Here is a 26,193-nt window from a genome sequence, read left to right on the forward strand (position 1 = left end):
ACCTATCAAGCCAATAGAACAATGAATGTACGCTCGGCACCTTTAACTACAGCAAGTATGGTTGCGACTTATTATGGCGGCTAGACATTTACTTATGATTCATATGTGGATTCAGAAGGAACCCGCTGGGTATCTTATGTAAGTTACAGCGGTGAACGACGCTATGTCGCACGGCGTACATTGGATTGGTCTGTTGTATATGGAAATGCTTACTAAATAATTTGCTTGGTAGATGATTTATGATACTATTTAAGTAGGGTTAGATGGTTACTTACCCTCACTTTCGGCTGGCTAAGTTTTTGTCATCTTAGCCAGTTTTACTATTTTTGCTTGAAGTATTGCTTAGACGGTATTACAATTTAGTTAATCCATAACTTTCTTCATTGGCAGTCAGGCTTCTCCCAATAACCTGGCTGTTTTTATGAACAAAAAAAGCTCTCTACTTGTGTAGGAACTTATAAAAAATAGTGCATATTTTAAAATACTTGTAAAAACGCTTTATTTTTGGTAAATTATACATGAATTACATACGTATTACTTAAAAAGGAACGTCAAACACAGGTACTTGGGGAAGTTATCTGTGGGGAGTTGGCGTTCCACTCTTTTATTTTAACACTAAGTGAGGGAACTCACAATTTATAATGGGGTACCCTTAGCTCAGTTGGTTAGAGCCATCAGCTCATAGCGGATAGGTCGTAGGTTCGAGTCCTACAGAGTACATATTAGGTTATTACTTTAAAAAAAAGTGAACAAGGTATAAGATAGATATATAAATAAAGAACGGGGTGTTGTATTATGACAGATTATGAAAAAAAAGAAGAAAAAGTTTTGGATAATATTGCGAATACAGTAGTGAAGTTAGATGATGAGTTAAGCAAACTAAATTCTCTAAATGAAAACACCACCAAAGAACATGAATTCAAAAAATGGTATGCAGAGAAAAAAGCAATTCATGAAGTGAAACATATTCTCCATGAAGTTGGAAAATATGCTAAATATGATGATGATGAAATGAAGAAAATTGATAAGTATTTCGAAAATTTCAATAAGTAGAAATGTAAAAAGACTCTAGCACTCGCTAAGGTCTTTTTTTCTATCCTCAATCAGTTGTTTTAACTCAGCTAAATCGTCAAGCGTGGCCTGCTTTTTGATAAACGAACGAGATCTAGATCGATTACTCAAATATTTGGCATATTTTTTGTTTTTTTCTTGCCAACGCTTATTGGCTCCTATGTCAAGAACCCGCACACAAAAAGGCGAATACTTTTCAAAATAAATTACGATACTTCTTTATTCAAACAAAAATTCCCGTGTTAAACTATTTTTATAATTTTACTTGGAGTTTTCCTAAAAGAGAGTAGCTCAAATAACCGTTTTTAGATAAATTTTAAAAACGGTACGGGCATAAGCTAGGAAACCAATGAAATACGGTCATTATTGTACCAACGGATATAGCTGTCAATTCCCACGACTGCTTCATCCAGTGATTGGAAGCTTTGAAAATTTACATATTCTCTCTTTAAAATAGAATGAAAGCTCTCAATTCTGGCGTTGTCTCCAGGACATCCTTTACGGGAATAAGAATGTTTGATATTTAGCTGTATTAAACTATTTTCGAATAAATCATTTGTGTATTGACTTCCCATATCGCTATGAATTATTTTTGTCCCTAATGATTTTAAAATTTGTTGATCAATCACGCTGGTAGCGAGCTCTTTTGTCATGTTAGCTCCTATTTTATGTGCTTCAACCCGACGGGTTTCAGGATTATACAGACTGGCTAAGTAGAACCATTTACGTTTCACAGGAATATAGGTAATATCTGTTAACAAGACACTAGATTTATTTCTTAATTTCTTTATCAAGTTAGGGCGTTGAGCGATTTCGGTATAGCTTTTCGGTTTCTTCATTTTCCGAACCATTCGTGATTTGATTCCTAATTCCCGCATGAGGCGATAACTAAGATAGCGACTGATTGAGAGATTTAACTTCTCTTTAAAGTATTTTGTTATTCGAGGATAGCCATACATGGGGTGTTTTAACCAACAATCTAATACTTGTTGCTTAAGAAGCTGACGTCTCTGCTCTGATTTGCTCGGCTTCCACTTCAAAAAATCGTAGTAAGTTGATCTAGAAATATTCAAAACCTGTAAAATTCGGGTAATGCGGTGTCCTGCTTCTAAGTTACGCTGAATGGGTCTTAAAACGACCTCTCTCCCTTGCTTCTTTAATTTTTTGCCAGAAGCACCGCTGCTCGCTTTAAAATATCGAATTCTTCTCTCAATCGTTTGTTTTCTTTTACTAAATCACGTTCTCTTATTGTAAGAATACTCCTATCATTGGGATCTGCTTGGCGAATCCATTTGCTAATCGTTGAGACGCTCACGTTATATTCTCTAGACAATGAGTTAGCAGACCGCCCGGTCTGACTCAGAGATATCATGGATTCTTTAAATTCTTGTGAATATCTAGTAGCTGAATTTTTTGTTTGCATAATAAAAAACTCCTTTAATAGATTATAGCGAACAACTTGTCCGTAATCATATTATAGGAGCCAAGACTACTAAGTGGTTTGACACGGAATTATTTACTCAAACAGATAAACAACTACTAAAACAATCGACTGAAAAAGACTTAGAACTACAGCTTGAACACGATGAAAATTTTCAGCATTTTTATGAAAAAAAAGACAGTAATGGATAATATGACGTTGATTCATCAGTACGAATTAGGCTATCTCTCACAAGAAATGTTCTTTGAACAACTTTTAGGCTCGGGTCAACAATTGATTGCGGCGGAAGGATTAGAACGATACGTTTTTTACTTACAATGTGAAGCAAGTCGAATTGATTGTAGGTATTTTATTGAATCTTATAGAAAAAGAATGGTTTCGCTTTCATAAAATAGATAATAGTTATATACTCTACTTATCCAGTATACAGCGTTTTGTTTCAAAACTCTGAATAAGTTAACAAAAATAGATTAGCGGTCTAACCGCTAATCCTTTTTTGTTGTCCTATTTTTGTTAAACTGTTCATTTTCAATGGTACGAATCATTCTTGTTTTATCTTTTGAATAATCAAGGGAATACCCGCTAGGTAAAAAACCATACATTTTGTTCCCTTGAACCCAAATGTGATGATCCATTGTTATACAAAAAACTATGCCTGGTTCTATGGTAGAAAATTCAAGGTGTACGATTGTTACTTGGTCGTCTTCTCTCAACTTATTAACCCATTGTTTTCCACGAATCGAACTCATATCTAAATCATCAATATTTACTTTTTCAGACCGATCTATTACGTTGTTTTCTCTCGTGTTTTCTAAATCCTTACGGGTTGTTTTTCCAGAGGTATCTATTCTTGTATTCTCAGTTGAATTTTCAGACGTGTCTAAATTTTTTGAATTGCTTTTTTTGTCAGAAGTTACCCAAAAAATTTCATCAATTTCTTCTTCTGCTTCTTTTGGCAAAGGAAATGTTCTTGTTCCTTTGCCATAGGGATTAAAAAAAGAATCTGGATCTAGTTCTTCACGAATAGCAAAAACCTGTGGTCTAATTTCCAAGTTATCAAACCAGTCGGGACTACTTGTTAAATGGTCTAAGCGTTTTTGCAATATATCATTCTTTTCTTGTTCATTCACTATATTCCACACCCTGTAAACAGTTTAGACATACTCATAGCCCCACATTGAAACGTTTCTTTTCATCATAATCAGGAAAAGAATCGCCTCGTTTTTCAAATTCAGTTTTCTTTATAACGTAATGCTCAGTTCCATTTTCAATGATAACGGTTTTTTTTAAAATGGCTGAAACTTCACCATGTACTAATTCTTTGTGACAATCAATCCCTCTAAATGAATCACCAATTTTTATAATTGTTCGTGCCATGATACTGCTAGCTCCTTTAATGATTTATTTCATATTTTACCACTTCATGCGATATACTACACGAACCAAGTAGTAGGGAAATCTTTACTTTAGTAATAAAAAAAGAAAAGAGTTCTGCCGTTATGACAGAACTCTTTTCTTGGAATACTTGCTACTTATTATAGCATATTAATATCCATATTTACTCTTGACTAGTAGTAGAATATCGTCCGTTAGCGTAAAAATTGGACTAAAGGTCTATTTCCATAAATCAATATTTGTAGTAAACTTCCTCAAAGGGGTTTTTAACATTAATTCAAATTTGTCATACATTATCAAGACTGTTTCAAGTTTTGTAATTCCACTAGCAATTAGTTTAATGGTATTCCGTTCAAAAAAAATTAAACATTCATTTTTATATGCAATAATAGTTGAAATCATTTTTGGAATACTAGCAGCATATTGGGTTGTAAAAATATTAATTTAGGTAAATAACTTAGTAGGGCAAGTCACTGTAATTAGTGGCTTTTTTTACGTGATAGTTCCAATTATATTAATATACATTCTGATTAACCCCATAAAACCCAAATTATGGTAATTAAAAAACACAAAAAAGTTATAAGAACCATACCAAGATAGACTATGTGAAAGACTCCAGATTTTACATTGTGTTTTTTTGCCCACTTCCATAAAATAAAGTCAAATATAGTTAGTAACAGAAAGATGATGATAGTTAATTTATACATATTTTTAAAGTACCTTTCTAACTTAAGGTCTATATAAAGGAAATTCAATAAAAGTTAGACCAAAATTATTCGTTGTTAGATTCAATAGTTTTATATTTGAATATGGAATTAACCCTTTTAATTTTAACTAAAAATCTCCAATAACAAGTTATGATATTTGTTTATGATTAACTGTTCTTCAGAGAATTTATTTGCTAATAAGACAGCGTCCAATCCGCTAGCCATTGAATTGACTTTAAGAAGGAGCTTTTGGTCATAGGTCATATAAAAAAGAATCTCAAAATGGAAGTTTCTAAATAGCACCAACTTTTCTCCTGAACACATAGAAAGCACTTTAGAATTGAGTTCATACAAGTCTGCTGAAGTATCGACAGGATCGCTGAACAAACTATCTTGAGGAATAGAAGTCGTATAACCCTTTTCTTCTAACTCACTGCATAGCCCTTGTCGCCAATCTACTAACACATTCGTGATTGTTTTCCCTTTGGCTTCTCGAATATCTACGATATTTCCCATTAGGCATTTCCTTTCTGTACTTGTTTACTTTTTATGAAATTTCGCAATTTTATGATGTATTTCTTAATGAGTGAATACAGGATATACCCGATCATAAAGACAAAGAACCATCCAATGAGTAACTTGAAAATAAAGTAACACACTGGAATAACCACACAGAAAAAAAGTATTAATTGCGGTGCGCTACAAATTGCCCAACATAACGCCATAATCCCAATGATAACTGCCGCAAATAAAAGTGGTCCTTTAATTTCTACGGGTAAGCCTTGCGCAAAATGCAATATTCCAGTGGCTCCCCATACAATGATATTCCATACTACTTCTAATAACCTAATCACTATCCACTGAAACCCATAAGCAATTAAACTGACAAATTGCCAAAAATTACTCAATACTGAAACAATCATTCCCATTTTTCTCACTCCTTAGTTCATTCATTTAGTCCCTTTTTCAATTCTTGTTGATAATATTCTTTTTGCTGTTCTGAAAGGAGAGGATCGCTTAAGAGTTCCTCCATCCGTTTTAAACTGATGTTATGAAACAGTATTAAATCGTCTAATGTTGCATGAGAATTGATATACATTTTTGCAGTCCGTTTGTAGGACTGTATTTTTTCTTGTTCCTTATTTCTTTTGCGATATTCTTTACTCGCTTTTCTTTGTGCTTCCGTTGTTTTATATGCCATATTAACTACCTGTTCTCAAAAATAGAGACCCTTTCTACACCAATAATATATCACGTATGCGTGTTATATACAAGGAATAGTGAAGAAAGAGTTTCTATAGATTTAGCGTGCTTGTTCGTAAGATGCAGCTTGTGATTGTCCCACAGCTGGTGCTTCTGTGATTTGAACGGTAGGACGTTTTTCTTTAGAAGCGACTTTACGTTTTGTCTCTCCCATTTCTAAAGAAAGATTCAGTGCGGTTTGTTTTTCAAGTAGCGTATTTAGTTCTTCCTCTTGTTCAAACGGTTTTTCTAGTTGTTCTTCTGCTTGCGTGATTTTTTCTTCTAAGTCACTTTGTTTATTTTTTAGATCATTGACTGTTTCAGGTAAAGCACGTAAAACATTGGATAAACGAATCAAAGACCCATTTCCATTTTTTTCAACGGCAACAGTATAGGGTCTTTCTCGTTCTAAAATGACTAATGTTTGCCCTAAATGCGCAGGTTGCACTTTTAAAGAAAAACCATAATAAGAACCAACCGTCTTTGCTTGTTGCCCAAAATCGGTAGCTACCAATGAATTAAAGGCTTCTAACGCTTCCTTTTTATCGGTATAAATATGGTCTAGTAGGGTCATTGAGAAATCTTTTTGCAATTCAACGCTTGCCCATTCGTTATCTTGAATGGTTTTTTCAAGTTTGACCTTTGTATCAGCTAATTGTTCAGGATAAACCTTCTCCAAGTTTTAAGATAACGTCATACGATTAGACTGCCAACTGCTTTTCAGTAGCTGTAACGTCATAACATCTTTATCTAGGGTCATTTTTTCAAGAAGAAGCGGATTATTTGTCGCTAGAGCTTTTGCTTCTGAAGCGTTCATTGTTGTTTGATCAATATCGTCTGCTGTACGAGAAATGCTTTTTCCCGTCATTACTTGATTAATAAATTTGAGCTTGTTTTCTTGTGTTTGCCATAGGTAGGAATCAAAGGAATTTTTTGCCACATAACGATAGATTTGGACAGTCTTGTTCTCGTTTCCTTGTCGAACAATTCGCCCGTCTCGCTGGGTCAAATCACTTGGTCGCCACGGTACATCTAAATGATGTACTGCCAAAAGTTTATCTTGAATATTCGTCCCTGTTCCTAGTTTCTCTGTACTACCTAAAAGGACACGGATTTCCCCCTGTCGTACTTTTTCAAAGAGTTCCTCCCGTTGGCGATCATTTTTAGCTGAATGAATAAAGGCAATTTCTTTTTCAGGTATGCCTTGTTCTACGAGTATCCGCTTCATTTCTTCGTACACATTAAATTTATTCGGATTCGGTGTTCCAGAATCTGAAAAGATGATTTGTGTTGATTTTGTCTCTTGTGAGGTCAGCCAAATATCGTATACCTTTTCTGCACAACGGAAGATTTTTCCCTGTGTGTGGACCGGTGCTGTTTCATCAAGTAGTCTTGGATCAATCGCCATCAATTTCGCTTCATTGGTAATTTTAAGCATATTGTCTTCTCGTGGGTCTACTTGACCTAAACGAATCGCTTCTGCTCGTTCTCCAAGTTCGACCATTTTATCTTCTTGGTACGCACTTGGTTCAGAAACAATTAATTGCGGACGACCTTCTGCTATTTCAGGCACAGGCAGGTTTAGCATGTCGCTGGTTTGAATATCTGCTGCTAAATGAAATGAGTTCATTAATTCAGGAAGGTTATGGAATTTTGCAAACCGACTCTTCATTCGAAAACCACTACCTTCAGGATTGATTTCTGGTGCAGTGACCACTTGACCAAACGTTGAAGCCCAACGGTCAAAGCTAGTTAAATTCATACGTGCCAGTTCATCAGGTTGTAAGAAGCGCTGCATTGTATAAAGTTCACTTATGGAATTAGAAATGGGCGTACCTGTCGCAAAAACCACGCCACGACCTTGAAACTTCTCTAACATATACTGGCATTTTATGTACATATCTGTTGCCCGTAGACTATTTGATGTATTCACACCAGCCACATTCGACATTTTTGTATAGGTATAAAGGTTTTTGTATGTGTGTGCTTCATCTACAAACAAAAAGTCTACTCCGAGTTCCTCAAAGTTAAGTAAATGGTCTTTCTTTTCTTCATTTTGTAGGTTCTTCAAGCGTTCTTTCATTCGTTTTTCAAAGCTGACCATCTGTTTTAAACTCCATGATTGCCCGCTTTGACTCTTTTCTAATTGAATGCCTTCACGTAGTTTAGACAATTCTTTTTTGATTAATGCGACCCGCCGCTCTTTGCTTAAATTAATCTTTTCAAATTGACTATGCCCGATGATTACTGCATCGTAATTTCCTGTCGCAATACGGGAGATAAACTTCTGTCTGTTCTTCTTTTCAAAGTCTTTTTTGCTGGTGATTAACACATTTTTAGTGGAATAGAACCGAAGTAATTCCTGTCCAAATTGTTCTGTTAAGTGATTGGGTACGACATACATTGGCTTTTTGATTAATCCCTGGTCTTTCATCATCATGCCTGCACTGATCATACTTGCCGTCTTCCCAGCACCTACTTCATGTGCCATCAATGCTCGACCATTTTCAACGATGCGAGCGACAACGTTTTTCTGGTGAGGTCTCAAATTAAATTGTTTATTCATTCCCTCAAACGAAAGGAATTCTCCGTCATATTGACGTGGACGAATTCGATTAAAGGTATCGTTATAGGTTCTTAAAAGTTGTTCTGCTCTTTTTGGTTCATTAAAGAGCCAATTCTTGAACGCATGATGAATATGGTCTTGTTTTGAACGAGCAAGAATCGTTTCAGGAACGTTGAGTACGTCTTTTGTGACTCGTTCTCCATTTTCCCAAACATCTTCTTTATCGAATAGTTGAACACTTTTCATGTTTAATGATTTTTCAAGCAATTGATAAGCATTGATTCGATTCGTTCCATATTCGTTTCTCACAATGAGGGAGGTATCTTGATTCTTTCCTTCAATATGATACGTATCCGTAAATTTATTGTATTCAACGACGATTCGTTCTTGGTCAATCAAGTTTTTAGAGGTTTGGAATATCTCACGCATAAATTGATGATAATTTTCTAAAGGTATCCAACTAGAGCCAATATCAAACTCAATTTCATTAATCGCTAAATCTTTTGGTATGACTTTTTCTAAAGCATCAACATTCTTTTCAAACCGATCATCTGAAGCAGCCATCATTTTGGCTAAGGAAAGTTTATGCTTCACGTCACCTGAAAGATACTCGTCTTTAGTAACGTATGCTTTAGATTCTTGGTTCTCTTGTTTTAAGAATTGATCCGTATCAATAAAGACATGCGCATCCAATTCTTTTAGTAGTGTTTCTTCACTGACAGGGTAAATTGTCATCATGTAAGAAAGATTCACTTTTCCGTAATGAGAAAGGCTGTGGTTCAATGCTTCAATAGCGGTTGATACTTCTTGAATTGTTTCTACAGGGCGTACCGTCGCTTGTTTAAAGACGTCTCCTTTCGCATACATTCCGCTTTTTTGCGGAATTTCAATCGAAGATATCAAAGCAAACCGATCATCATCATAAAAGAGACGGCTGTTTACAGGCGTATTAATGACATCATACTTAGCTACAAAATTATCATACACAGTATTTAAAGTCGTTAGCTTTTTATCAAATATTTCTTGGTCAAAATTTGTTTCTTGTTGGTAGTCAATGACATCGGAAAGTGCGTCACGAATCGCAATCATGCCAAGCATTCGTTTCTTTCTTGTTTCTCCTAGTTCTTGTTTCTGAGCTTTTCCATTTTCACTAAAATAGATATCCCCATTTTGTTCATAGTACGTATAAGGAGGAATATCCAAGGGAACATGGTCTTGTATTTCCTCTACTTCAGGCAAGACTTCTGGCACCTCATAATCCAGTCTTTCAGGTGGAATGTAAGTACCATGAATACGTTGTAACTGTTTTTCTAGTTGGTCTTTTAAAGGTGTATCCGTATGTGGATTAACAGTGTACGTGCCACCTCGGAAGTTTTTATACTTAAAATCACCGAGAATAGATTTCCAACTTTCATTATAAAAATTATTTACTACGATAGGTGGATATAACGAACCATCTTCAAAGCGCTGATAATTTTCTATTTCTACTGTATTTTGCCAAGAACGAACGCCATAATCCCTTTTTAACTCTTTTGCTTCTTTCCTGAAAAAGAGAATATCCGTGGTAACCTCTGTTCCTGCAATAGCTTTAAATGCCGTATCAGGTAAACGAACTGCACCTAATAATTCTGCGCTCTCAGCCAGTTCTTTTCGGAAGTAAGTATCCTTTTTATCCATTGTTCCACTAGAAGTAACGACCGCAACAATACCGCCCTCATGCACCAAATCAAGGGAATGCTTGATAAAGTAATCGTGAATGTAGTAGTTGTTCAGAGTCTTATTGTCTTTTACCCGAATATCTGCAAACGGCACGTTAGCCACGACTAAATCAAAGCTCTCATCGATGAAAGACGTTTCTTCAAAACCTTTTTGTTGAATATGAGTCGACTGTTGTAACTGCTTAGAAATTCGTGCAGACAACGGATCTAATTCCACCCCGTAAAGTGTGGATTGTTCTTTCATTCGTTCAGGCATAGCCGCAAAGAAGTTCCCTGTTCCCATTGCTGGGTCTAATATTTTCCCTTTTGTAAAACCTAAACGTTCCACGGTTTGGTACATCTGGTCAATAATCATCGGGTCGGTGTAATAAGCAGTCAGAACGCTCTCTCTAGCACTCTCATATTCCTCTTGTGTTAATAAAGTTTTTAAGGTGTTTCGTTGATCTGTATAGGTGTCATTATTAAGATTAAAGACTTCGGATAGTCCGCCCCAACCTACATATTTAGCTAAGACGAGTTGTTCTTCAGCAGTTGCTTGACGATTTGCTTGATCCAACTGTTTTAATAAGTTTAGTGCTGCTAGATTATCTTCTAACCGTTGTTTTGGAGACTGCCCATACAAAGACAAATCCTTTTGTTCAAAACTGAAATCATTCGGTATTACTTGTGGCGCTTCATCTTGTTTAGGAGATTCTTTCTTTCCAGCGAAATAATCTGTTTGTTCATAGTTATAATCAAATAAACTTGGTTCTTCTGAATCTTTTATTTGATTTGTTTCTTTACTTTCCGTTGTTTCTTTTTTAGGTAATACTTTATAGAATGTTTTCCCATTTTCAAAAGTAATTTCTACAGGATCAATTTCAAACTCGTCTTTATCATTGACAAGGTAGGCTTTTTCATTGACCCGTTGATAGCGATACCCTTCTGGTAGTTCGATCCATTCTTTTTTATCAACTGTCGGTGCCTGTTCATTCGTATCCGAGTTTGCGTTCGTTTCTTTGTTTGGTTTAAGAATATCAGGGACGTTACTTTCAAGTGTGTAGTCCTGTTCATCCATGTAGTCCTTAGCGTCTAATAATACTTGGATTCTTTCTGCAATGTCGTTCCACTTAAAAACGACTGTTTCGTAATAATTGGTTAAACGAATGCCTTCATCATTCGTAAAATGATTAAAGGGCGTAGCCGGAGAAGTTCGACCGCTAACGCCATAACGTTCTTTTAAAAATTCTGCTTTTTCTTCCAAAGAAGAGTTTTGTTGATAAAAATGGTAGATATCATATTTCAGATTGATCTCTTTATTACTTTTTAGAATAGTCGTCAGGTATTCTTCGGGACGTATCCCTTGAGTTTTTGCAATCTGTCCTTTAATAAAGTCTGGATAAATGTGCTTTTCCTCTTTGGTTAAATATATATCCGCATTAACTAAGGTTTGAATATAGCCACTCGCTTGCGACCATGTGAGAAATTGTTGCGTTGTCTTTCCTGATTGCATATTCCCCTTAAAAGTAATTCCTTTTGAATCATAAGAGACTTGCAATCCATACATACCAGCACTCGAAGCACCCCCTGTGCCATATTCATTCTTTAAAAACTCACTGAGTTCTTTTTTTGATTTTTCAGAAGAAAATACCTGTTGGATGCGATATTTTCCATCTTTAAAAAAGCTTCCAACTTTGAGTGTCGCAACGATTTCTTTATATGAAATACGATCAGGTGCTAGTTCATTAGAAACTCTGCTTGAATCATCTCTTGTACTGTCCATTTGATCTGATTGAGAGCCTGTGTTCGTTTCATGAAGTCTGTCGGTAATTGGCTTTCTTGTTTCTGTAGAAGTTCTTGATACAACTGATTCTTGCGTTGTTCCATCCGTGTCTCTTGCTGTTTCAGATACGTCATCAGTTCGCCCGTTAGGTATAGTTCGTGGTATAGATTTGGTTTGCTCTCTTGAAGAAACCTTAGTATCGCTTGCTCGTTGTGACTCAGTGGGTGATTGTCGGTCATTTCCATGAATAGCGGTTCTTGAGTCCCGTTCTCGGTTGCCTGATACGTTGGTTGAATGATTGGTTCTTTCCGTCGGTTGTTCTGTTGATTTTGATTGTTCATTTCCTCTTGATACGCCATTAGTTTGTCTTGTTCGTTCATTTTTCTGCTCCTTTTTCTGCTCCATTTTAAGTGTTTGATTAAATTGACTTAATAGTTGTTGGTTCGTTTGGATAATCTCTGGCATGATTTCAATAAATAAATCAGGATTTTCTACGAATGCTTGCACACCAGGTGCATAATCTTTCCATCTAGGACGTTGTCCTAATTTGTATTTCAACATGTATTCGCTAATGTCACTTAATTCGTCAGCTGTCCATGCGCCTGTTATTCGTTCATCTTTGACGGACTTGTACTGTTCATGAAGAACGTCCCATAAATCTGAATGATTTTGTGTAGATTGAAATGTCTGATCCATAAGCTCTTGATACTTGGATTCCGTCATTAACCAGTTAGGAAAATGTAGGTTACTACCAGCTGTTTGTTGCACATCAAAAAGATTCACATGATAAAACTGCCCATTTTCTTTTTGATGTAAAACTTTGATTGCTTTTGAGCCTTTGGTTACAGGACGATTCAATTTTTTCCATGTGTCAAAGTCAGCTAAAAAAGTAGCTGAAGGATTTTGTCCGTAGGCAAACAAGACACTTTCCAAGTCATATTTGTACAATTGACTGCTATATTCTAAGAACTGTAACAACTCTTGTTCATTTTTAGTGACCGTTCGTATCACTGATTGATACGCACTCGCAAGTGACTGGTGGATCATGTCTGTATTTGTTGTAGTCTGGTTCCATTTATCGGTTAAACTCATTCATTTTTACCTCCTAAATAATAGAAATTAAAAAAAGGACTTCTAAAATAGAAATCCTTCAAATCATTCTTTATGTTCTTTTTCATGTAGGGTTATCTAGACATAGCCCAAGCTGTTTGTTTACGTGCTTCAGGCGTATGTTCCGTTTGATATTTCTTACGATCCTCTTTATCAACGGCTTGAAATCCGTAGTTTTTAACGAGCATTGCTGCTTCTTGTGGGGAATCTGCTTCAAAGAATGGTTCTCGGAACGAATCATTTAAAGATACAGCCACATATTTTTTCTTTTCTTCATCTTTCACAAGTTTCATTTTTTCGTTCTCATTGCGACGGTAGACGGATTCAAGTAGTTTTGCTTCATACTGAACCAATCGTTCGTAACGTAATTGGTCGTTCCAGTCTTTAATCAGAACATCTGTGGGTCGATAACCTAAATTGCGATAGTCCTCATAATACGTACTCACTTTTTCATGTAGACCATGAAGCTCAATCGGATCATTGTTTTCTTTTACACGAAATAACTGCTGGAAGTCATACTCTCCGCTTCTTATTTCTGCCGCTTTAAGACCTTGTGCTACTTTTTCTGATTCTGTCTCAAGGTCAAAATCCTCACCTGAAAAGAAGGGGGTTTCTGTTCCACTGTGAGCTTTTTTCCCTTTCAAATCGAAGTTGGTTAACGCTTTATGAGTTGCTGCTATGGCTCGCCAGTCGATACCTAACGTCGTTGCTTTTTCTTGATAGACAGCTATATTGTTACGAGGAATATCTAAATCATGCGGAATCAAGGACTCAAATCGAATCTCTTGTTTGGTTTCATTTACTACATAGGATAGCTTCGACATATTATCAAAGAATCGGTGACCAGGAGCATCATTGTCTACGCCTAAATAAATGCCTTCAGTGGGTAATGCCCCTTTAGCAAGATACATTTGATTGACAAATTTAAAAACGGATTCTTCTTTCAATCCGTCCATTTCAGCTAACATGCAATTATTTAGATCAGGATTCAACGACCAGTAACTTAAAAGGTCAATCGGAGATTCAAAGACATAGAGTTTTGACGGTGTGCCTATGGATAAATTAAATCCAAAGTTTGATTCGCTGTTTTTGGCAATGCCTTTAAAACGTCCTCGTTCATATTTTTCAGGATTGTATTCAGACCCGATCACACTAGCGCCTACTGCTTTACCAATATCTGACCAAACAAAAACAGCTTGCTTGTATTTATCTTCTTGAATGAACCCTTTTTCATACGTTTCTTGTGTCAGATAATTGAGTGCTTCCATGTGACTTTTATCAAAAAAACGGGTGACGAAATCAACCACGTCCCCGCTTACAACCTTCCCATTTTCAACTTGTGAGTTCCAATAATAGCGATTCTTCCGCTTATCGATCATTAAACTATCGTGATCAATTCCCTGCGCAAAATTACGCATGTCAATGTAGCCCATGTTTTGTTCATCCATGACAGAAGTAATTGAAATTTTCTTTGCTTGTTCTAATAGTTTCTTATACTCGTCTTTTTCCAAAACTAACCCTCCTTAAAATAAAAAAGAAGTGAGAATGTCTCACTTCTTTTAAAGCTCATTACCTTTGTAATTCATTGGAATTAGATAATCCACGTTGTTAATGATTTGTATTCATATGAATTTGAACAGTCGGGGCTTTTATTGATTGCTGCATTTTTTCATTCTTTAAACCATCTGCATGAATCAGAAAAGTTTCTTTATCAAAAGCTACTTTAAACTTATTAAGAACGTCCCCTCGATAGATACGGTCATCTTCTCCAGACCAATTATCCCTCCAGATTACTTCGTCATTTTTTACCAAAAGAAAGTCCTTTTCAGTTTCTAAATTTGATAGAATCACGATATTTTTAGCCTGTTCATTCTTGAAATCAAGAGAATCAAAATAGCGGGTATCAGCAATAGTCAATTCTGAATTAGGAACCCTAAATAGACCATTATGTTGCTTTTGTACATTGCGAATCATTTCATTTAATGTGTAAGTTTGGTTGATAGTATTATTCGAATTATCCAAAAAAAAACCTCCTCAAATATAAAAAAAGAGGACATATAAACTGCCCTCTTTTAAACAATTATTTAATTGTCATAAATATTTTTTCTGTGACCCACTTGAATTGCCGTTACAAGCAATCGTTCATCTTCAATCTCAACGATTATTCTGTAATTTCCTACTCTGTATCTCCATTGACCTGAACGATTTCCTACTAACCCTTTTCCGTGACTTCTAGGATTATTAGTGCCATCAATGTTTTGATAAAGCCATCTAGTAAGTAGTGTTGCTTGATGCTTATCCATTTTTCTTAATTGTTTCAATACATCTTTAGTAAGTTCTACTTTATAGGTCATTACAAATTACCAAACTCAGATAGCGCTTCTTCAATTGACACGGTTGGCTTCCCTTGTGCTACCCATCTCTTATGCGAAATCTCTGCTATTTGAGCATCATATTCATCTTCTAATTGTTCCATTGAATATCTTTTCAACAAGTCAGATAAAGTAATCCCATAAAAGTCTGCCATATAAGAAAGCCATTCTTTTTCCGAATCACTTACACGTACTGTAATCATTGCCATTTGTACCACCCCTTATGTATTACATTGTAATACATAAGGGGTGGTTTGTCAATATTTATCGAGATAATCCCTGATCTTGTTCTTCTTGATTGCGAATATTTCGCATATATTCTTGCTGATTTTTGATACTCTCAAAATCTTTTTGCAAGGCTTTTTTTACTTTGGATAAATTTACATTACTGCCTTGTTTTGACGCCTGTGCTTTTTGGTTTGTGACCACTTGATTCCAATTAACGGAATGATTTTTAGTCGTTACACCATGTTCATTTTGATACTGTGCAGACATTTCTTTTAGCAGACCGTTTCCTAAATTCGCATAGAGTTCCGCTAGTTTATTAGTCTTAAAATCATTCGCTCGTTGAAATTCTTTTGTGCCTTCTCCGTACAATCGTTGGTAAAAATTAACATTCTCATTTAGCTGTTCTTTCAACTCATGATAGCCTTCTTTTTGATACGTTGCTAAGTATTCTGTAGTAAATTGATCAATCAATGGACGTACCAAATCTAGTGCATTCATATTGTACTTCCATTGCCGTCTATCGGGAGGTAATTGCGTATAAATTTTTTGATACAACAAGTGTAAACGAGCATCAGGCAATTGATTCATTGACCCTTTGTGCTGAACCAACTGCGAACGAATGAGAGACGAGATTCTAGCTAATGGTTCGTCACGGTCAAGAAGCTGGCTCATCACTTGGCTCTTAAACCGTTCCACGTTTTTCTTTTCTCGAAACCCTTTTCGAGCTTCATAGGTAGAGCCATCTTTTCGATGATACGTGTGGTAGGGGCGAGTGGGTTCAGGTTCAACAATGGCAATGTGTACATGGATATGGTGTTTTTCATTGTAGTGAATCGCCGCAGTCCAAATCCCACTATTTTTAAGTCCTTCCGCATTCAATTGTTCCTTCATAGCGATACGTATTGCCTTCATGATTTTTGCTTCGTTCAATACATCTTGTTCCGCATCATATAACCCAGTTTCTACAAGCCAGTTCGTATCAAAACTAACGACGTCTTGCCACATTAGCGAGTCATTTTTTTGTGCTTTTCTAAATAATTCTTTGACTTTCTGACGCTCGTCTTTTGTCAGAGAATCTTTATTTGCAGTGAATAATCCAGAGGACTTTTCAGGATCTTCCATATAATAATTGTAGCCATCTGTATTTAATACATTGTAACGAGAAAACGCATTATTACGTGTGGCTTCGTCTCGATCCACGTAATCAATATAGGATTGAAATTTCTTGCTCCCAGACATGACAAATTGCCACTTGGTTACAATAGCTGCTTGCACCATTAATCATTTTCCCAACTATTAAACAGTGCCTTAGAATTATTGCTAAAGTCATTTAAAGGAGCCTTATTTCCAGGTACGGTCTTGGTTACTTCAGAAGCCACAGATGAATCGGGATCATTCGTTAATTGTTCTTGTTTGCTTCGTTTTTTCTTCGCTAATTCGTTATAATATTGACCGACTTCATTGAGTGCTTTTTCAACGGGCGGAGTCACTAATTCATTCATTGGTAGGTAGCTGGTCACGTTATTATCATAGTTGTAGCTGTTCCATAAATGAAGCAAGGTACGGGCACTTTTTTCAGCGTCACCCGAACGTAATAAGGTGAAATGGACTTCCTTTTGTACCTTCTCTAATTGATTAGAAAGGTCTTGGTGCATAGAGCCAATATTTTGTGCAATCGCTTTGTACATTTCATGTTCACGAAAGATTTGTTCCAACGCTTGATTGATTGGACGTCTCTTGCCTTCATCATTCGATAAGTAAGACTTAATATATGCCCAACCATATTCAGATTCGTCTTCTTCTTTTAGGCGTACTTCAATTTTTTTCATTCGTTTTCACTCCCCGTTAATTGGATAAATTGGTTTAACGCTTTGGTATTTTCATTCAAAGCAAGAATCATATTTTTACTCACCTCTTCTACGAGTATTTCATAGCTTCTGTTCAAACCTTCCACCTCGACATACATCACGTGATGATCCAACAATCGACGAATATATTCCTCACGAGATTGATTTGATTGCTTTGCAAGTTCGTCTAAGCCAGCGATTGTTTTTGCAGGTACATTTCTTACTTTTAATTCCATAGTAGGCACTCCTTTAGAGATATAAAATTACAAAACAAAGGTTCCGAACGAGTTCGGAGAACGCAGAAATTCTCGACATTGTGAAGCAATGGCAAGAGAATTTTTAAGAGCATAAGGGAAACCTGCCCCCATAAATGGTGGAAACCGCAGTGCGGTTTGGTTTATAGTGACCCCAGAATACTTTGTGAACCCGACACTTTGGCGGGTAGAAATTACTCCGACCCGACACTTTGGCGGGTAAATATTAAGCATTTTTTTGGAAAACCCGACAACTTGGCGGGTTCATTTTTGACTTAGCTATTACGAATCTTGTAAAGTGTTTTGCTTTTCAATCAGTTTTTCTGACTGTTCTTGTAACTCTTGTGCGTCTGATTTTAGATCCTCTATTTCTTTTTGAATCGACTCAATCATTGATCCATTTTGATGAATCGTTGTTTGAATTTCTTCTTGTTCTTTCTCTGTTTTATCGTCTAAGGTCTTTTTCAATTCATTATTTACGTGTTCAATTTTTTGGATTTTCTTTTCTTTTTGTTGTACTTTTTTCTGCTTAGAAATAATTTCTTTTTGACAGAAATCGAGCTGTGTTTTTAACGAAACCCGCTCAAAAGAAGCATTCGACCGAGCCACATTGTAAGGCTCTGTTGTACGAACTTCTTTTCGAACAAAATGCAATTGTCGATTGTCTCCGAGCGTATTTAAATCGTACTTATTGGAATAGATTCCAATATCTACTTTATCCCACTTGTCAGGCAAATCTTTGACTGTTACTACATACAATTCTTCGTTAATTTGTTTTAATTGCACACGATACTTGGTGTCATCTGACCGACTTTTCTTCACAGAAACATGCATATTCTCTAGCACATTTTGACTCGTTACAGGCGATAGGAAAGAAAAAACGAGCGTCTCATCTTCAGGATAATACGCTCGTTCTATCAATGTAATTGTCCGAGTATCCGAACGAATAACGTCTCCGATTTTTGTCGATTCCACAGTAACCTTCGGTTTAATAAATAGGTTACTGAGTAAAAAAAATAAGAATAAACTGACTATAATAAGTACCATACGTTGATATTTTTTTCGTTCATTCTTCTTCAAAGAAACTTTTGTCGCCACACGTGTCACCTCCTAATTCTTCAATCTGTGGTTAGTAATTTTTCTAGTGTTGATTTGTTGGTTCCAGCGTATTGCGCTTCTTTTGTGACAATCGTCGGCACGCTCTTTAACTGATATTCCGTAATATACGAACGATTTTTTTCTTGATTTAAATTCACAAAAATCAAATCATCTTTAACGATATTTCGATAGTATAAAAATGGAAAAATGGATTGACAGTCGGAACAATCGTCTCGATAAAAAACAATTTTTTTCGGTTCATTTGCTTTTAAATGAATGACTGTTTGTTGTCTTTCTACGTAGTACATATGGAGAATTGACCCCATACTTATAAGTAATAAAAAGCCCGTTACTAGGAGAAGTAAACGGACTTTCATAGGGATTCTATTTTTCATTCTATTTCACCTATCTTATTGTTTTATTGAATCAGTCAACATATCAATAGAAGTGATTTTCTTTTGTTCAGGTTCAAAAGAAATCTTGTAAAGAAATTGATTATTTTGATTTTTATATCCTGAGATATTGAACGAATAATTAATTAGAACTAAGGCAGTTAATCGTTCAGAATCGGAGGACATTCGATACACTTCGGGCGCATGATCTAGCTTAGATACAGTCGAAACAGAAGGTGTCAATTTGTCTGCATCCTTTGAAAAAAGCGTATCTAATACTTCAGAGGTAGCGACTTCTTTTGCCTTTTCTTTTCGATTTGCCACGCTATCTTCTTTCTTTGATGTATCGTAATTATAGACACTTTCAAATAATTCTTGCGTGGCTTTGTTTAGTGCTTCGTCAGCCGCACCATTTTTTTCTTTGTTCAGTTTGTTGTACTGCACTTCTAAATTTCGATAATCAATTTCTGAACGGCTTACTTCTTTTTTCAGATCCCGATTTTCTGTTTTTAATGCCGTGATATCTGAGCTTTTTCCTCTGCTATCTTTGACAAATAAAAAGCTCGCAACGAGTATCCCAACGATTACGATTAGCCCTATTGCGGGCAATACTTTTGCATTTTTCAGGTTCATTTTCTAGCCCCTTCCTTGAATAAATTCTACCTGACTGGTTGTCGCTTTGTCTATCACTCGCCATGAACGAGTACCCGAACCAGGGGTTACGACATTGGTTTCACTGACCAACATACTTCCATCTGAGTTGACGTACTCGACGACGGCTATGTGTCCGTAAGGTGGGGTAGAGCCAGCCAAACCGCCATAGAAACTAGCTGCCCAACCGACCTGTGGTTTTCCTTTTACGACGGTATAGCCTTTTGATTTTGCTGTTGCTCCCCAAAAGCCACCGTTTCCTCCGTCACCAGAAAACCCCTCAATTTTATGACCCAATTGTGCCATACGGTTATAGGCTCCCCATGTACATTGACCCATCGGGTATTGATTGCCCGCATAGTTTTTATTGTCAGGGGCTGGGAGTGTGAGCTTTCCTTTATATTCAGGTGGAACGTCTAATGTAGGTGCTGAATTACTGCCCGTTGACTCACTCGGTGTTCCCGAAGGAGTTGCGGGGCAACCTGTTGTGGCATCAGTTTCATTCTCACTGTCCTCGTCTTTTCCTAGACCCTCATACGTACCAAACCAATAATCACCGTAGAGTGGTTTTTCTTCACACTTGCCGCCGGGTTCAGGTTCTTGAATAACCTTATTATCGCCACTATATATCGCCATATGATGAGATTGTCCTGCAGGTCCCCAAAAGACTAAATCGCCTTTTTGTACCTCATCTTTGCCAACTTTTTTAACTGCTGTAGATTGTGTTTCAGACGTTGCAGGCAATGTAATTCCCGCTTTTTGATACGTCAACATGGTTAGACCACTACAGTCCATGCCTTTCTCCCAATCACGTCCTCCATACACATAAGGAATCCCTATCCGACCACGAGCAAGCTCAATGATTTTACTTCTTTTTGAGGTCGATACTCTCGTTCTATTGGTTGTAGCATGAGACGGAATAGAGGGCTTACCTGACGTTACTCCGCCCGCTTTATAGGGTGCATTCCCATACTTATCTATCGCTTCTTTATCGAGCCATTGAAAACTTTTTCCAAGTGAATTATAGGTACTCAATAGTTTCGTTAAATAGCTTGGATCAGTTGCCCATCCACCTTTGAATATAGCAGATAACGCAGACGCACCATCTGTATTATTGATTGCTCCCGTGTACAACGTTTGATGTGCCATGAACTCGGCTTTTCCAACAATTCCAGCATTATAATCTTTGAAAAACGTATAAGCACCGCCTGTATTGTCTCCTACAGACGTGCCTGGTTTTGTTCCTGTAACATCGATACTATCTTGCCCAAAGGTCGCTAGAGTGATTGGAAAATCATCTTTTTTGGATGTCTTCACGCCCCCCATATTATGTGCTTGCCAAAACGATGTACCCGAAGGGTTCGTAAAGTTAAATCCGTTTTCGACCATTGTTTGAGAGATAGAGGCAGACGGTAAAAAACCTCCCGCTTTCCACGAGAGGATATAAGCTTCTTTATGCTTTTTCACGAAATCTCCAACTGAAGCAGGGGTATCTCCACTATCGCCAGTAATTGTAATGTCCGTTGCAGAGTCGCCACAGTCATTTTGCTTTAGATAGATGATCGACATTGCCGATAACATGATTACGCCAAGTGTAATAATTATGACGATATTAGATACGACAAACGGAATAATCACTTTTTTGGTCAATAATCGTTGTGCAAATTTTTTCATCAAGCACCTCCGTTAAACAGTGCTAATTCTTCGTCTGTTACTTGGAACGTCATTTGAATATTCTGATCCCCAGCGATACTCATTATCCCTTGAGAACATCCTACCTCCTTACTCGTTTGAAATTGTGCCATCATATTGTATTCTGTTTCGGTGAAGATATTTCCAAATATATTTTTTAAGAAGTTTAGAGACGTAACATCCTGCTTCAATAAAATTTTATATTGTGTTAGACCAAAGATTTCTTTCAATTTATTTGCCGCTTCAACGGTGTCTCTATCTTGTGCATTTTCAGCGTTAGGAAACATTCGCTCCACCCGTTGTGTCGCTAAGGCAAGTCCAATGAATAATTTTCTTGCTTCTGACATGAGCGTTACAAACCATTTTGCCGCATAGGATTTTTCTATATTTAAGATGTTGTGACACTCATCGACAATAATCAAACAACGGATAATATCCCACCAATTTTGTTCATTTCGATCAAATAAATCTTTTTGATTTTTCCCAATGCGAGTGACATTCCCCATGATATTGTTCAAAGCTAAGAATAGCTGACAATCAAACACTTCTGAACCAAGTTTTGATACGCCTTCAATATCAAAGAACACAATTTGATTTTCTCCAAGATCAGGAACGCTCGTGTGTCCGTCAAAGATTTTATTGTATTGTTTTGTTAAAGGTTTCATCGTAATTCGAATAGAATAGATATGTTTCTTTCGATCCTCCGTAGCTGAAGGTTCAATCTTATCAAGGTAAGCGATAAAGTCACTAGCTGTAGGGTATTGGTCATTATTTAGTGCGGTTATATCAATGGATTCATCTTCATCCTAAATACCAAAATCAATAAAGAAATCCCAGACAACATCTTCAAAAACACTGACTAACTCATTGTCTGCACTCTTGTTTCGAATTTTAAATAAAATCCCTAACATAGAAATATGTTGAGTAAACGACCCTCTTATATCGACGATATAAGAGTCATCTTCCGTTTTTTTAGAGACTAACGGATAGACTTGGAACATATTTAACACGCCGCCTGTACCATCTAATGGAATAGAGACACCACCATATTCTTTAACTACATTTAGAAATTCTCCTGACTTATCAAAGCCCCGAATGACATTTCCTTTGGCAGCATTGTCTCTAAGTAATTTTTTCAATACCGTAGACTTCCCTGATCCCATATCGCCAGCTAAGAACAAGTTGTAATACAAACGTTTTGGTGTCTTATGAAAAACGTCCCAATAGACCGTTCCTCCTGTACGTGTAAACCCGTAATAAAAACCTGTTTCATCATCTAAAAAGGTTTGGTTATGTGCAAAACCTAGCCCCAATGCTTCTGCTTGAATATCCATTCCATCTCGTCGATTTCTTAACTTTCGTTGTTCAGACATTGGTAAAAATAAGGATTGCCATTCTTCTTTTTGTTCACCCAATAAAACCGTCGCTTTATATCCATTAGATTCAAGCTTCCTTAAGATATCATTGATTTGTTTTTCCAATGCTTCTAACGTGGGCTGACTACAGAAAATTCGAAACAACACTTTTTTGAATTGTTCGCCTTGATTGCTCATTGATAGACTCAGATTACGCAAAATATCTATTTCAGAATTTAGATGATCTCGTTCGGTCGTTTTCGCCTTACTAAGACGAGCTTCTAATTCCTCAATTGATTCGCTAATTCGCTTATTATAAGTGATTTCACTATCTGTCTGTGAATCTTTCATCACGATCACATTGTCTAAGCTGGTGATATCCATTAACCAAAACTCTGTCATGATTGTGGGTGTTTCAAAGACATGAATCGTTGCGCGATAACTATCGCCAAAACGATTATAGAAATCTTCTTTAAAGGAAATTCCCCCTTTAGGTTGCGTATCGTAAATGAATTGAACATCTTCATCAATTACTTTTCTTTTCATCTTCATAGATTTGAATCCCTCCAGTATTGTTTAATAAATAGAGAATCTTCTTTACATAGTCTGTATCTAAAGCTTTTAATTTAAAAAGGTTGTCAAAACGTTTTAAATTCGCTTGATTTTCTTCTAATTCAGCAACCGTAGTTCCAAAAATAACAATGTAAGATGTAAGCTTCTTATACGTTTTTTCAATGTATTTCAACTTTTCTAGTTCTGTTTGTAAAATGCGCATTTGGTTAATGTTGTTCGAACGATCTCGCTTATACTTCACATAGCTTTGTTGCCGCTGGTTTTCTTCGGGAAAGTTCATGAATAATTCTTTTACGGAATTGCTGTACTGTTTGTGGAAACTCCAATATGTCTCCGTGACAAAGTCAGCTTCTTTATCGTCCAGTAACTCCAAATCATATTTTTTGGTATCAAAAAAAGCAACGTACCAACGTTGCCCTCGAATCATTAAGGTAATATATTCATTCTTATATACTCCCGAAACAGGATAGACCTTTGTCAAAAAGTCTAGTTCTTTCTTATCTTTTTTTGATTTAACTTGCTCTTGTTTCTTTCTATTTACAGAATCAAACTTCATGATTATCCTCCTTTGAAGGATTAATCGCATGATAGACTTTTCGATCTTTTAGTAATACTTGCAGTGCCACTTGATAGTTCTTCTTGTTCGGCACGTCGCTAGGAGAAAGCAATAAATAAAATGCCAACGGATAAAAACCAATATAAGGAATTTGGAGAAGCATTGGAACAAAGTGCTTGGTTACTAATCCGATCCCTGCACTGCCTAAGATAATAAATACATCTAACATGTCAAACTTCCCTTGTTTAATTTTGACGATAGCTTCTTTTGGTCTTGCTATTTCTCTACGCATGGAGTCCCTTCTTTCTATGTAATTTTTTTCCAGTTTAAAATGTTGAGCATGTTTCACATATTTTTCATATGAAAGCGTTATACTTAGTCATGAGGTGATTAGCCAATGTCAACAGTTGTCGATTTGGATAAACTAATAAAAGATGTTGCTTGTACTACCGTAGACGCCATGATTATTCCTCCTAAAAAGTTTAATCATGAATCAGAAGCCCTTTTATATTATCAGGAACATTTATCTGAGATACTCAATAATTTCGAACAAACCTTTGAAGTCGATATTAAAAAAACTATTCATCAACATCTTTCCAACACTTGATAGGTGTTGGATTTTTTTCTGTCCTTACGAAAAATAAAAAATAGAAAGTAGATAAAGAAAAACTATCTACCTTCTACTCTTACCTTAAATGAATAACCACGAAGTATCTTATGGAATTCCTCTATTTAATCGTTAAACCCATCTTTCATTCTCTTGGAGGTTGCTTTTGATACATCGTAGACCTTGCGTGAACGAGTCATTGTCGGTCCCTTGTGAATATTATTTGCTACATTCGCATACGTGCCAACAACCTTATCTCCCACGGTTTCCGTATCAATCGGTCGTGGTTGCATATCTTTTTGTAATTGTGCTTTTGCTTCTTGCACATTCTTAGGCAATTGATTACTAGAGACATTTGGTGGCATTGGTATTTGTGGTTTGCCTTCCAATGCTTTTCTCGCTTTTGAAGCACTCGATACATCACTTGCTTTTGCTTTTGGATCAATCCCAGCATTCGACAAGGCTTCCTTGTTTTTTTCTTGTTGCTGTTTCATTGCGTTGTTAGACATTGGTAAAACAGGTGGTGTGGCATTTTTCAATTCTTTTGGCATCTTACCAGCTTCCGTTGTCGGCTTATTAGCCGCTCCATTAGGCTGTCCTATTCCACTCAATCCCCCATTATTTGCTGAAGGTGTTTCTGTAGTATTTGGATTACCATTAATTGGATTCTCGGTTGGATTTGTCGCCATACTGTCATTTGGATCATTGCCTGCTAGTGGTGTGTCTCCACCGTTAGGTGTTGGTTTACCAGTTGGTGGTGGCGTTCCTCCACCTTTACTCTTGAAACCATCTAAAGCACCTTTACCAGCAGAACCTGCATAAGCAACACCTCGAAACGCATTCTTTCCAATTGAACCAGCTTTTTGAACACCTGCTTTTGCACCATTTTTAGCAGCACTAGTCATACCTTTTATAGCTCCACCACCTTGTGCGGCGGCTATAACCGTACGTCCTACACTAGACAAGCCTGCATCAATCCCAAAGAGTTGTTCAATAAAGTTCGGTCCATCAATCACTAGCCATGCTCCTGCTGCAACCGCAATTGGTTTAACAAAAAATCCAAGGTTAGAACCCGCAACAAAAGCACTCCAGATATCAAAGAAGTTAATCAAAAACATCATAAGATATAAAACAACAAAGGTATCTCTTATTTTTAAGGCTAACTGTTTATTTCGCTGTCCATCTTTAATATCTGTTAAGGCAATTCCACTCGTTATAACATTCAAGATTCCTAACTCCATAATCATTTTTGCAGACTTAAATATCACAAATCCATAGACAACCGCTTTTGTCAGTAGTTCAAACAATATTAGCCACGGATGCCATGAATAACGATAATAGGCTGGATCACCTAGCCCCCACCAGCTTTTGAGCTTCGCTTCAGTGTATTTACCGTCTACTTTTTTCAATTGCTTAGATAATAAAGTTTGCCCTTCTTCAGATAGCGGGGAGGTATCGAAAAATAAACCACCCGTATCAACTTGTTCGCTAATATCCAGTAATTTAATATGGCTCCTATGTCAAGAATCCGCACACAAAAAGGCGAATACTTTTCA

Annotated in this window: 28 protein-coding genes, 1 tRNA gene and 1 pseudogene; 5 read left to right on the forward strand and 25 right to left on the reverse strand. The window is 36.5% G+C overall.

Annotated elements, in window-relative coordinates; all coding sequences use genetic code 11:
- Window positions 1-99: 99 nt before the first annotated feature.
- The 3 genes and pseudogenes from ACQKTA_RS13340 to ACQKTA_RS13350 all read left to right on the forward strand — a co-directional run.
- Window positions 100-216, forward strand: a pseudogene (locus tag ACQKTA_RS13340) (hypothetical protein); the annotation flags it as partial.
- A gap of 430 nt (window positions 217-646) precedes the next feature.
- Window positions 647-720, forward strand: a tRNA-Met gene (locus ACQKTA_RS13345).
- A gap of 75 nt (window positions 721-795) precedes the next feature.
- Entirely contained in the window at window positions 796-1,053 is a 258-nt protein-coding gene (locus ACQKTA_RS13350; RefSeq protein ID WP_427814996.1) for a hypothetical protein, read from the forward strand.
- 356 nt (window positions 1,054-1,409) lie between these two features.
- Here ACQKTA_RS13350 and ACQKTA_RS13355 read toward each other — a convergent pair.
- Window positions 1,410-2,494 (reverse strand): IS3 family transposase gene (locus ACQKTA_RS13355; protein ID WP_427814997.1). Its coding sequence is split into 2 segments (ribosomal slippage): window positions 1,410-2,257 and window positions 2,257-2,494, totalling 1,086 coding nucleotides; the frame shifts between segments, so codons are not numbered across the junction.
- Between the two features lie 183 nt (window positions 2,495-2,677).
- Here ACQKTA_RS13355 and ACQKTA_RS13360 point away from each other — a divergent pair.
- Window positions 2,678-2,902: a hypothetical protein gene (locus tag ACQKTA_RS13360; protein ID WP_427814998.1), complete on the forward strand. Its 225-nt coding sequence runs from the start codon at window positions 2,678-2,680 to the stop codon at window positions 2,900-2,902.
- A gap of 95 nt (window positions 2,903-2,997) precedes the next feature.
- Here the strand turns inward: ACQKTA_RS13360 and ACQKTA_RS13365 are convergent, their stop codons facing one another.
- The 23 genes from ACQKTA_RS13365 to ACQKTA_RS13475 form a co-directional block, all read right to left on the reverse strand.
- Window positions 2,998-3,642, reverse strand: a complete 645-nt coding sequence (locus ACQKTA_RS13365) for a hypothetical protein (RefSeq protein WP_427814999.1) — start codon at window positions 3,640-3,642, stop codon at window positions 2,998-3,000.
- Between the two features lie 34 nt (window positions 3,643-3,676).
- Entirely contained in the window at window positions 3,677-3,889 is a 213-nt protein-coding gene (locus tag ACQKTA_RS13370) for a hypothetical protein (RefSeq protein ID WP_427815000.1), read from the reverse strand.
- 848 nt (window positions 3,890-4,737) lie between these two features.
- Window positions 4,738-5,130, reverse strand: coding sequence for a hypothetical protein (locus tag ACQKTA_RS13375; RefSeq protein WP_427815001.1), 393 nt, complete (start codon window positions 5,128-5,130; stop codon window positions 4,738-4,740).
- Window positions 5,130-5,543: a hypothetical protein gene (locus ACQKTA_RS13380; RefSeq protein ID WP_427815002.1), complete on the reverse strand. Its 414-nt coding sequence runs from the start codon at window positions 5,541-5,543 to the stop codon at window positions 5,130-5,132. The genes ACQKTA_RS13375 and ACQKTA_RS13380 overlap by 1 nt, the downstream gene beginning before the upstream one ends.
- 17 nt (window positions 5,544-5,560) lie before the next feature.
- A complete protein-coding gene (locus ACQKTA_RS13385; protein ID WP_427815003.1) occupies window positions 5,561-5,815 on the reverse strand; it encodes a hypothetical protein in 255 nt (84 codons plus the stop codon).
- A gap of 102 nt (window positions 5,816-5,917) precedes the next feature.
- Window positions 5,918-6,535, reverse strand: coding sequence for a hypothetical protein (locus ACQKTA_RS13390; RefSeq protein ID WP_427815004.1), 618 nt, complete (start codon window positions 6,533-6,535; stop codon window positions 5,918-5,920).
- 3 nt (window positions 6,536-6,538) lie between these two features.
- The gene (locus ACQKTA_RS13395; RefSeq protein WP_427815005.1) at window positions 6,539-11,902 is read right to left on the reverse strand and encodes an SNF2-related protein; all 5,364 of its coding nucleotides are present in this window, start codon (window positions 11,900-11,902) and stop codon (window positions 6,539-6,541) included.
- A complete protein-coding gene (locus ACQKTA_RS13400) occupies window positions 11,857-12,282 on the reverse strand; it encodes a TnpV protein (RefSeq protein ID WP_427814937.1) in 426 nt (141 codons plus the stop codon). The genes ACQKTA_RS13395 and ACQKTA_RS13400 overlap by 46 nt, the downstream gene beginning before the upstream one ends.
- An 804-nt stretch (window positions 12,283-13,086) precedes the next feature.
- Window positions 13,087-14,523 carry a DUF3991 domain-containing protein gene (locus ACQKTA_RS13405; protein ID WP_427814938.1) on the reverse strand — a complete coding sequence of 479 codons (1,437 nt, stop codon included), beginning with the start codon at window positions 14,521-14,523 and terminating at the stop codon, window positions 13,087-13,089.
- Window positions 14,524-14,620: 97 nt separating this feature from the next.
- The gene (locus ACQKTA_RS13410) at window positions 14,621-15,034 is read right to left on the reverse strand and encodes a hypothetical protein (protein ID WP_427814939.1); all 414 of its coding nucleotides are present in this window, start codon (window positions 15,032-15,034) and stop codon (window positions 14,621-14,623) included.
- A 62-nt stretch (window positions 15,035-15,096) separates the two neighbouring features.
- The gene (locus ACQKTA_RS13415) at window positions 15,097-15,366 is read right to left on the reverse strand and encodes a type II toxin-antitoxin system RelE family toxin (protein WP_427814940.1); all 270 of its coding nucleotides are present in this window, start codon (window positions 15,364-15,366) and stop codon (window positions 15,097-15,099) included.
- The gene (relB, locus tag ACQKTA_RS13420; protein ID WP_427814941.1) at window positions 15,366-15,593 is read right to left on the reverse strand and encodes a type II toxin-antitoxin system RelB family antitoxin; all 228 of its coding nucleotides are present in this window, start codon (window positions 15,591-15,593) and stop codon (window positions 15,366-15,368) included. Before relB ends, ACQKTA_RS13415 begins: the two co-directional genes overlap by 1 nt.
- 55 nt (window positions 15,594-15,648) lie before the next feature.
- A complete protein-coding gene (mobP2, locus tag ACQKTA_RS13425) occupies window positions 15,649-16,890 on the reverse strand; it encodes a MobP2 family relaxase (protein WP_427814942.1) in 1,242 nt (413 codons plus the stop codon).
- Complete coding sequence (locus ACQKTA_RS13430; protein WP_427814943.1) at window positions 16,890-17,441, reverse strand: hypothetical protein; 552 nt, start codon at window positions 17,439-17,441, stop codon at window positions 16,890-16,892. Before ACQKTA_RS13430 ends, mobP2 begins: the two co-directional genes overlap by 1 nt.
- Window positions 17,438-17,695 carry a ribbon-helix-helix domain-containing protein gene (locus ACQKTA_RS13435; RefSeq protein WP_427814944.1) on the reverse strand — a complete coding sequence of 86 codons (258 nt, stop codon included), beginning with the start codon at window positions 17,693-17,695 and terminating at the stop codon, window positions 17,438-17,440. The genes ACQKTA_RS13430 and ACQKTA_RS13435 overlap by 4 nt, the downstream gene beginning before the upstream one ends.
- A 300-nt stretch (window positions 17,696-17,995) precedes the next feature.
- Entirely contained in the window at window positions 17,996-18,811 is an 816-nt protein-coding gene (locus ACQKTA_RS13440; RefSeq protein ID WP_427814945.1) for a hypothetical protein, read from the reverse strand.
- Between the two features lie 20 nt (window positions 18,812-18,831).
- A complete protein-coding gene (locus ACQKTA_RS13445; RefSeq protein WP_427814946.1) occupies window positions 18,832-19,119 on the reverse strand; it encodes a thioredoxin family protein in 288 nt (95 codons plus the stop codon).
- A 102-nt stretch (window positions 19,120-19,221) separates the two neighbouring features.
- Window positions 19,222-19,836, reverse strand: a complete 615-nt coding sequence (locus ACQKTA_RS13450) for a hypothetical protein (protein WP_427814947.1) — start codon at window positions 19,834-19,836, stop codon at window positions 19,222-19,224.
- 3 nt (window positions 19,837-19,839) lie between these two features.
- A complete protein-coding gene (locus tag ACQKTA_RS13455) occupies window positions 19,840-21,528 on the reverse strand; it encodes an NlpC/P60 family protein (RefSeq protein ID WP_427814948.1) in 1,689 nt (562 codons plus the stop codon).
- Window positions 21,528-22,211 (reverse strand): hypothetical protein, encoded by a 684-nt coding sequence (locus ACQKTA_RS13460; protein WP_427814949.1) that lies wholly within the window; start codon window positions 22,209-22,211, stop codon window positions 21,528-21,530. The genes ACQKTA_RS13455 and ACQKTA_RS13460 overlap by 1 nt, the downstream gene beginning before the upstream one ends.
- A gap of 141 nt (window positions 22,212-22,352) precedes the next feature.
- On the reverse strand, window positions 22,353-23,453 hold the full coding sequence (locus tag ACQKTA_RS13465; RefSeq protein WP_427814950.1) for a hypothetical protein: 1,101 nt from the start codon (window positions 23,451-23,453) through the stop codon (window positions 22,353-22,355).
- A complete protein-coding gene (locus ACQKTA_RS13470) occupies window positions 23,428-24,030 on the reverse strand; it encodes a hypothetical protein (protein ID WP_427814951.1) in 603 nt (200 codons plus the stop codon). The genes ACQKTA_RS13465 and ACQKTA_RS13470 overlap by 26 nt, the downstream gene beginning before the upstream one ends.
- On the reverse strand, window positions 24,020-24,322 hold the full coding sequence (locus ACQKTA_RS13475; protein WP_427814952.1) for a hypothetical protein: 303 nt from the start codon (window positions 24,320-24,322) through the stop codon (window positions 24,020-24,022). Before ACQKTA_RS13475 ends, ACQKTA_RS13470 begins: the two co-directional genes overlap by 11 nt.
- A 105-nt stretch (window positions 24,323-24,427) precedes the next feature.
- On the opposite strand from ACQKTA_RS13475, the gene ACQKTA_RS13480 reads away from it, so the two are divergent.
- On the forward strand, window positions 24,428-24,637 hold the full coding sequence (locus ACQKTA_RS13480; RefSeq protein ID WP_427814953.1) for a hypothetical protein: 210 nt from the start codon (window positions 24,428-24,430) through the stop codon (window positions 24,635-24,637).
- Window positions 24,638-24,762: 125 nt separating this feature from the next.
- Here ACQKTA_RS13480 and ACQKTA_RS13485 read toward each other — a convergent pair whose 3' ends face one another.
- The gene (locus ACQKTA_RS13485; protein ID WP_427815008.1) at window positions 24,763-26,145 is read right to left on the reverse strand and encodes a pLS20_p028 family conjugation system transmembrane protein; all 1,383 of its coding nucleotides are present in this window, start codon (window positions 26,143-26,145) and stop codon (window positions 24,763-24,765) included.
- Window positions 26,146-26,193 lie beyond the last annotated feature (48 nt).

It is taken from the genome of Enterococcus sp. 22-H-5-01 (genome assembly GCF_050310005.1).
GTDB classification, from domain to species: Bacteria; Bacillota; Bacilli; order Lactobacillales; family Enterococcaceae; genus Enterococcus_A; species Enterococcus_A hailinensis.

Bases quoted from the DNA above. Each gene is read 5' to 3' on its own strand.
- ACQKTA_RS13350 (WP_427814996.1), top strand. From the start codon at position 796: ATGACAGATTATGAAAAAAAAGAAGAAAAAGTTTTGGATAATATTGCG.
- ACQKTA_RS13360 (WP_427814998.1), top strand. From the start codon at position 2,678: ATGAAAAAAAAGACAGTAATGGATAATATGACGTTGATTCATCAGTAC.
- ACQKTA_RS13370 (WP_427815000.1), bottom strand. From the start codon at position 3,889: ATGGCACGAACAATTATAAAAATTGGTGATTCATTTAGAGGGATTGAT.
- ACQKTA_RS13375 (WP_427815001.1), bottom strand. From the start codon at position 5,130: ATGGGAAATATCGTAGATATTCGAGAAGCCAAAGGGAAAACAATCACG.
- ACQKTA_RS13380 (WP_427815002.1), bottom strand. From the start codon at position 5,543: ATGGGAATGATTGTTTCAGTATTGAGTAATTTTTGGCAATTTGTCAGT.
- ACQKTA_RS13385 (WP_427815003.1), bottom strand. From the start codon at position 5,815: ATGGCATATAAAACAACGGAAGCACAAAGAAAAGCGAGTAAAGAATAT.
- ACQKTA_RS13395 (WP_427815005.1), bottom strand. From the start codon at position 11,902: ATGGACAGTACAAGAGATGATTCAAGCAGAGTTTCTAATGAACTAGCA.
- ACQKTA_RS13400 (WP_427814937.1), bottom strand. From the start codon at position 12,282: ATGAACGAACAAGACAAACTAATGGCGTATCAAGAGGAAATGAACAAT.
- ACQKTA_RS13415 (WP_427814940.1), bottom strand. From the start codon at position 15,366: ATGACCTATAAAGTAGAACTTACTAAAGATGTATTGAAACAATTAAGA.
- relB (WP_427814941.1), bottom strand. From the start codon at position 15,593: ATGGCAATGATTACAGTACGTGTAAGTGATTCGGAAAAAGAATGGCTT.
- mobP2 (WP_427814942.1), bottom strand. From the start codon at position 16,890: ATGGTGCAAGCAGCTATTGTAACCAAGTGGCAATTTGTCATGTCTGGG.
- ACQKTA_RS13430 (WP_427814943.1), bottom strand. From the start codon at position 17,441: ATGAAAAAAATTGAAGTACGCCTAAAAGAAGAAGACGAATCTGAATAT.
- ACQKTA_RS13435 (WP_427814944.1), bottom strand. From the start codon at position 17,695: ATGGAATTAAAAGTAAGAAATGTACCTGCAAAAACAATCGCTGGCTTA.
- ACQKTA_RS13445 (WP_427814946.1), bottom strand. From the start codon at position 19,119: ATGTACTACGTAGAAAGACAACAAACAGTCATTCATTTAAAAGCAAAT.
- ACQKTA_RS13450 (WP_427814947.1), bottom strand. From the start codon at position 19,836: ATGAACCTGAAAAATGCAAAAGTATTGCCCGCAATAGGGCTAATCGTA.
- ACQKTA_RS13455 (WP_427814948.1), bottom strand. From the start codon at position 21,528: ATGAAAAAATTTGCACAACGATTATTGACCAAAAAAGTGATTATTCCG.
- ACQKTA_RS13460 (WP_427814949.1), bottom strand. From the start codon at position 22,211: ATGAAACCTTTAACAAAACAATACAATAAAATCTTTGACGGACACACG.
- ACQKTA_RS13465 (WP_427814950.1), bottom strand. From the start codon at position 23,453: ATGAAGATGAAAAGAAAAGTAATTGATGAAGATGTTCAATTCATTTAC.
- ACQKTA_RS13470 (WP_427814951.1), bottom strand. From the start codon at position 24,030: ATGAAGTTTGATTCTGTAAATAGAAAGAAACAAGAGCAAGTTAAATCA.
- ACQKTA_RS13475 (WP_427814952.1), bottom strand. From the start codon at position 24,322: ATGCGTAGAGAAATAGCAAGACCAAAAGAAGCTATCGTCAAAATTAAA.
- ACQKTA_RS13480 (WP_427814953.1), top strand. From the start codon at position 24,428: ATGTCAACAGTTGTCGATTTGGATAAACTAATAAAAGATGTTGCTTGT.